6 protein-coding genes and 1 pseudogene are annotated in these 6,850 nt (G+C 44.3%); 1 reads left to right on the forward strand and 6 read right to left on the reverse strand.

The window, feature by feature from the left end:
* The 5 genes from CXF78_RS06605 to CXF78_RS06625 form a co-directional block, all read right to left on the reverse strand.
* A partial coding sequence (locus CXF78_RS06605; protein WP_102036326.1) for an efflux RND transporter permease subunit occupies positions 1–2,967 on the reverse strand: 2,967 nt, incomplete at its 3' end.
* Positions 2,968–2,983: 16 nt separating this feature from the next.
* Positions 2,984–4,282 (reverse strand): efflux RND transporter periplasmic adaptor subunit, encoded by a 1,299-nt coding sequence (locus CXF78_RS06610; protein WP_257984859.1) that lies wholly within the window; start codon positions 4,280–4,282, stop codon positions 2,984–2,986.
* Positions 4,283–4,456: 174 nt separating this feature from the next.
* The gene (locus tag CXF78_RS06615) at positions 4,457–4,867 is read right to left on the reverse strand and encodes a hypothetical protein (RefSeq protein ID WP_102036327.1); all 411 of its coding nucleotides are present in this window, start codon (positions 4,865–4,867) and stop codon (positions 4,457–4,459) included.
* Positions 4,868–4,911: 44 nt separating this feature from the next.
* On the reverse strand, positions 4,912–5,088 hold the full coding sequence (locus CXF78_RS06620; RefSeq protein WP_011639007.1) for a DUF3012 domain-containing protein: 177 nt from the start codon (positions 5,086–5,088) through the stop codon (positions 4,912–4,914).
* 170 nt (positions 5,089–5,258) lie between these two features.
* Positions 5,259–5,624 carry a SpoIIAA family protein gene (locus CXF78_RS06625; protein ID WP_011639008.1) on the reverse strand — a complete coding sequence of 122 codons (366 nt, stop codon included), beginning with the start codon at positions 5,622–5,624 and terminating at the stop codon, positions 5,259–5,261.
* Positions 5,625–5,950: 326 nt separating this feature from the next.
* On the opposite strand from CXF78_RS06625, the pseudogene arfB (CXF78_RS06630) reads away from it, so the two are divergent.
* Positions 5,951–6,184: pseudogene (gene arfB, locus CXF78_RS06630) on the forward strand (alternative ribosome rescue aminoacyl-tRNA hydrolase ArfB); the annotation flags it as partial.
* A 276-nt stretch (positions 6,185–6,460) separates the two neighbouring features.
* Here arfB (CXF78_RS06630) and arfB (CXF78_RS06635) read toward each other — a convergent pair.
* Positions 6,461–6,850 (reverse strand): alternative ribosome rescue aminoacyl-tRNA hydrolase ArfB, encoded by a 390-nt coding sequence (gene arfB / locus CXF78_RS06635; protein ID WP_102036328.1) that lies wholly within the window; start codon positions 6,848–6,850, stop codon positions 6,461–6,463.

Here is a 6,850-nt window from a genome sequence, read left to right on the forward strand (position 1 = left end):
TTCATCTGATGACTGTCTACGTTGGTTAATCGAGTCCACCAGCACCACACCATTCAACACAGCAACACCAAACAAGGTGATAAAACCGATTGAACTGGGCACCGACAAATAGGTGCCAGTGACATATAAAGCCACCACGCCGCCGATTAATGCCAATGGCACGTTAGCCATAATCAATGCCACCTGTTTGAGTGAACCAAACGAGAAATACAACAATAAACCAATAAGTCCGATAGAAATGGGCACCACCAACATTAGCTTTTGTTGCGCCCGTTGCTGGTTTTCATATTGGCCGCCCACCACAACCGTATAGCCCGCAGGTAACTCCGCTTGCGGCACAATGGCATAAATATCGTTGACCACCGAACCCATGTCACGCCCCGATACATTAGCCTGCACCACCACTCGGCGCTGTACATCGTCACGACGAATATTCGGCGGCGCCATTTCAATCACCACATCAGCGAGATCGCCCAAGCGTACAATCGCGCCATTAGCACCACTGAGTAGCAAGTCTTCAATCGCATCTGGCGCATTACGATATTGCGCTGCTAATCGTAGATTAATGTCATAACGGGCGTTACCATCAATCACTTGGCCAGCACTGGCACCACCAATACCTTGAGTGACTAAACTCATGACTTCATCGACGCTAATACCATAGCGAGCGAGTACTTCACGTTTAGGTCGAACCACTAACTGAGCTTCACCGCTGACTTGTTCTAGCGACACATCAACCGCCCCAGGAATGGCAGCGACTAAATCGGTTAACACCTGACCTTTTTCCGACAATATGCTCAAATCGGGGCCAAATATCTTAATCGCTAACTGCGCTTTAACGCCCGATAACAACTCATCGACTCGAGTCGCTATCGGTTGTGAGAAGGTTAACAATAATCCTGGGAATATCGCTAGCCGTTGCTCCATCAAACGCTGTAGCTCAAAGCGCGAACTTGCCGATGTCCATTGCTCTATCGGCTTAAGGCCAATATATATTTCAATATTACTCACAGGTTCAGGGTCGCCGCCAAGTTCGGGAGCCCCGATTCGACTTAACGCATATTCCACCTCGGGAAACTCAAGCAGCATGGCTTCAATTTTAGGCGCGACGTTAACCGAAGTGGCCAAACTGGCTGTAGGCGCCAGTGTCACCCGTAAGTTGATGGTGCCCTCTTCTAATTCAGGCACAAATTCAGTGCCCAACTTTGGCAATAACAGCATGCTTGCAGCAAACAAAACAACTGCCGCTAACATCACTGATTTAGGGCTTGATAGCACCAGTGTCAGTACTCGTCGATAGACTGCGTCAATGGGTGCCAACACTTTGCTTTGACGTACCACAATACCGCGTTTAAATAGAAACACCGCCAATGCAGGCACTGCAAATAACGCCACTACTAATGCCGCCATCATCGCGAGAATAATGCTCACGGCCATAGGTTGAAATAATTTACCCTCTACACCTTCTAGGGCAAATAACGGCATAAATACTACGATGATAATCGCTGTTGCAAAGAAGATAGGACTGCACACTTCTTTTGCCGCCAGCATGATCCTAATCGCCATACTTTGGGTTTGTGAATCAGATTCGCTATCAACATCAACATCACTATCAACATGAACATCAGTAGATTGGTTGGCGCCTGTTTCGCCGCTAACATGTTTAAAGATGTTTTCGACCATCACCACTGAACCATCAACTAGCATACCGATCGCAACAGCAAGACCACCTAAAGACATTAAGTTAGCTGACATGCCGTAATAAGACATGATCAATAACGCGATCCCGATCGACACTGGGATCGACAGTAATACCAACAATGTCGCCCGTATATTGACCAGAAACAACGCCAAAATAATCACGATAAATCCAAAGGCCATCAATAGCGCTTCAACCACAGTCGTGACCGCTTTATCGACTAAATCCGCCTGGTCGTAAAACACCTCAAATGACACTCCTTTTGGCAAGGATTGTTCAATTAAACTAATACGTGAATTGATGTCATCAATGGTGGCTTTGGTATTGGCGCCCATGCGTTTAAGCACAACGCCTGCAACCACTTCACCTAGCGCTTGTACATCGGTCGACGAGCCATTAGCCGCTGCTTGCCTACGCGACATGGTCACTGCACCGACTCTTATTTCGCTACCAAAAGCCACATTAGCAATGTCGGCCACTCGTATTGGCGTGCCATTGATTTCGGTTAACGGAATGTCGGCAATGGCCTGTAAACCTGCGGCGCCAGCGGGCAACAAACCATAACCACGAACCACTAATTGCTCCTGGCCTTGGTCCATAAACCAACCACCAGCATTACGGTTATTACTTTCCAATGCTTGGCTAACTTGGGTCATCGACAAGCCATAACTGCGCAGTTTATTAGGATCAACTTGCACTTGGTATTGCAACACCTCGCCGCCAAACGACAGCACTTCAGTCACGCCACTCACTGGCATTAAAATCAGCTTCACTAAATAGTCATTTAAGCTACGCAGCTCAGATGCGCTGATATTGGTTTCGGGTTCAGCCCGTAAAATGTATTGATAAATTTGCCCTAAACCAGAGGTATTCGGGCCAATTTCAGGGTTACCGACACCCGCAGGAATTGATTCTTTTGCAGCTTGCAGTTGTTCAAACACTTGCTGACGTGCAAAATAAATATCAGTACCTTCGGCAAACACCACGGTCACTAACGACAAGCCAGTACGTGATAATGAACGCACCTCGGTCACCGCCGGTAATGCATACATTGCCGACTCGACAGGATAGCTGATCAGCTTCTCGACCTCTTCTGCCGCCAAACCTTCCGCTTCAGTATTAATGGTCACCTGCACATTAGTGACATCCGGAAACGCATCTAAATTTAGTTTTGGTAACATGAATACCGATGCCACCACAGTGGCCAGTAATCCAAGTAACACCAATAACCGCTTTTCAACGGCAATCTCAATTAATTTATATAACATTATGATGCCTTAGCGCTTAGTGGTTATGGATATCAAAGCCAGATTTGGCTTGCTCAGATGCTAAGAAAAACGCACCAGATACAACAACGCGAGTTTGTGGTACTAAACCACGAATAAAACTCAGTCCGCGTTGACGCTCCACCACAGAAACCTCTACTGCACTAAATCCACCGTCTTGCTCGATAAACACCTGCCAATCACCGTCACCACTGCGCGTTAACGCCGCATCTGGCACAATAAACCCAAGCGGCTCTGCCCCTTGATTTGCTGCTAGGTATAATTCGGCAAACTCACCAGCATGTAAGTCATGGCCTGGGTTTGCCATACGCACTAATACTTGCTCAGTGCGGGTTTGCGAGTTAATTTCATGCGAACGCCCAATAATGACACCCTCTCGAGTGCGGCTTCCCACTCGCACCAAAACATCGGTGCCCATATTGACTTGATCTGCTTGTAATGGCGTCAGTTCAGCCTCCACCCACAAATACGATTCATCGGTCAGTTGCATCAAAGGTGTGCCCGCGGTTAGCACTTGTCCTAATGTGGCAATATCTTGCTGAACCCGGCCATTTATGGGAGCCAATAACTGAAACTGGCCAATTGAACTTGGCGATGTTGCTAGCTCGGCTATCTGTTTTGTGGACATCATTACCGACTGTAAAATGGCACGTTTAAGCTCTGCGTTGACTTCGGTTTGCATCCGCTGACTTACACTAATCGTTCCTTTGCTCATGCGCTTTATGCGATCCCACTCCGTTGCTGCATTAACGTAATCGGCTTGCGCCGCAGCAATATCTGCCCCGCCGATAGTCAATAATGGTTGGCCTTTTTGCACCTGTTGCCCTGGCACCACATGGCGCTTAAGCACCTGCATATCTAATTGCGGCGCTATGGTGATAGTTTTGTCTTTATCTACAACCAGCTGAGCGGTGGCAACGGCCTGTAAATTAAACGCGGTCGCACTTAACTGTGCCACTTCCACTCCCGCGAGTTGGCGCTGCTCTGCACTTAAGGTTAACAACGACTCTTGATGAGCGGCCTCTGTTGATTCACTGCTGGCTTGCACAGCCGAACTAGACAGTGCAAATAATGATAACAATAGCGCTGCACTGAACAATAATGCCCGCGAAACGCTGGAGTTAGTGCGGTCATATTGTCGAATGCTTGACGGAGAGAGGGGCTGAGTGCATGGCGCAACATTTAACTGAGCACGATTCACAAAACGATTCACAAAATGATTCACTAAATGGCTCAACATAGCGTTGGCGTTTAATGCTGCCAATAAAGGTAGTGCTGGGACTGATTTGATTTTCATGGTTAATCCTAAAAACAATCTAGACCGTCGACAATAAATATCAACGGAAATAGGCTTAGCCACCGTCATTCAAGCGAGGTATCACGCCATGATGGAATGCAAAAAAGCATTCATTAGCACAATAACAGCGAATATAGAGGTGAAGCTAAACAGTAAAAACGTGTTTTAAAGGGATTAAACGATAGGAGGGCGATAAGTAGGGAAAGACTCAGGAGGTAAATAGTTAAGTTTGGTATCGGTAAAAAGGTCATGAAAATGTTCACTAACAACATTATCGTTAAGCTTAGCAAGTGTCACATGACCACCATGACACTGACAATCTAAACAGACATCAACTTGCTCAACATCGGTAACATTGTCAGCATGCTGATGATCATCATTTACCGAATGCAGCAATGAACCGTCAAGTGCACAAGCACAATCGACACACTCGGCGAGGCTTATCACTTCGGTAGTAAACTGAAGATGTGGATGGTTATTTTGCTCTTCGTTGCTGTTACCCACATGTAATTGATGCGCACCTAAATTGGCACCCACAAATTGCAGTAGTACTAAAGCAATCAATAACTTGGCTATATTAGCCATAAAAGGCAAAACGGTATGACTCAACCACCCACTCCTAAACGATATTATTTAAATACGCAGTGCTTAGCGTAATCAGCTGCTTCATTGGCAGTCCAATCACCACTTTCTTTTTCTTTCATTTGCTTACACCAAGCTTCACTACCCACTTCTGGAGCACATGCCGTTAAGCTAAGAGTTAACAATAATGCACTTGATACGGCAAACAACTTTGACAATGACATAAGCTATCCTTTTCTAAAATAATAAAATCTAGGGTCTGATGACCTTTCGAGATGAATTCTGCAGTAGTTTGTGATAATTAGCTACAGCTTAGAACTTATGATGTACCAATGTTCGAAACAAATAAGCGATAACCGAGTAAAAAGGTGCCAGCAAATAATTTACAGGCCCCTTAGCACAGAGATCGTTTGGCAATCCAAGTAATGGCTTCTTGTTTACGCTCTAATGGAAACCATGCAACTTCGCCCTGCATAAAGGGTCCCATCAGCCTAACAGAATTACCCACCCAATCTGGGCCGCCCACAAACACTAACGCATCAAACGCAGGTAACTGAACTTCTCCGCTACCAGTTAATGAGCCAAACTCCCAGCCTTCTAACAACACATCAGCTTCAATATAAAGACACACTTGATTCCAGTCTTTACGATAACTCTTAATGGCGGGCTGTAAACGGGTACGGTAATCTTGTGCCGATAAACGGCCACTGACAAATAAGCTGATGACACCTTTAGTGATATCGGGGATTTGGCATAACATAACGGCAACTCCGGCCCTCTAACTAGGCCATAGAACAGACTTTATACGGTGATGTTATCGTGTAAAGCGACAATGGCGCTCATGATAACAAAACTATTCTAGTTATTTCATTAAATATGTAATAACTCTGAGGCCTGTCAGGCTTTTTAGTTCAATATCCATGCTAAGGCTAAACCACTTCTTGCCATACATGTCACAGCAGACAACCCTGAAAAGTTTCCCAGATTGCGGTAGAATGTAACTACAGCACATAAACATGCCGCGTTAAAAACAGTAAGCAGCGTTACAGGTTTATGACCGTTAATTAAGGGGAACACTACAACCGAATGATACAAATAACTCAACGCGTCATATTGCAAGATAACGAAATTGAATGGCAGTTTGTCCGTTCAAGTGGTGCGGGTGGCCAGCATATCAATAAAGTATCAACCGCAGCGCAACTCAGCTTTGATATTGCCTCATCTTCTTTACCCGAGTTCTACCAACAAAAGCTGCTTGCAAAAGCTGATCACCGTATTACCAAAAGTGGCAAAGTAATTATAAAATGCCAATTTCCCAGATACATGCAAAATGAAGTAAAAGTTGTCAATCTATCAACATTGCTCTAGCTTTTCCGCATTCGATACGTAACATACTATCCAATGTCTTCATTCTAGTTTTAATATTGAAAATCTTAAATTAACCCTCTTTCTCAATATTTTTATTCAAAGACTATTACTATAAATGGTATTTATTAGTTTTAAAAAGAGAGGATACAATAATTTAGTATTTATCGATTTTTTGTTAATTCTCAATACTAAGACTTCACTTCTGTAATTTTTTAGCTTCTTGACCTACTAGAAATCTACTTTTTTCCTCATTACCTTAGATGCTCCTCGTTTCGTTTTGCTATCCATTCGGCGTAACTGTGAGCCAAATGTTGGTTTTGATGCTCTTCGAGATTTTTTAATAATCATTGCGGATAAAATTAGTTCTTTTAGACGCTCTAGTGCGGCTTCTTTGTTTTGTAACTGAGTTCTGAACTGTTGTGATTTGATAATGATTACACCATCTGAGGAAATGCGACTATCAGATAGCTTAAGAATTTTTTCTTTATAAATCGCTGGTAAAGATGAACGATTAATATCAAATCTCAGGTGGATAGCTGTTGCTACTTTATTAACATTTTGCCCTCCATTTCCAGCTGATCTTATTGCGTTAAGTTCAACTTCCCAATCGCCTATGAT

The sequence above is a fragment of the Shewanella sp. 11B5 genome (assembly GCF_002836795.1).
Taxonomy (GTDB): Bacteria; Pseudomonadota; Gammaproteobacteria; order Enterobacterales; family Shewanellaceae; genus Shewanella; species Shewanella frigidimarina.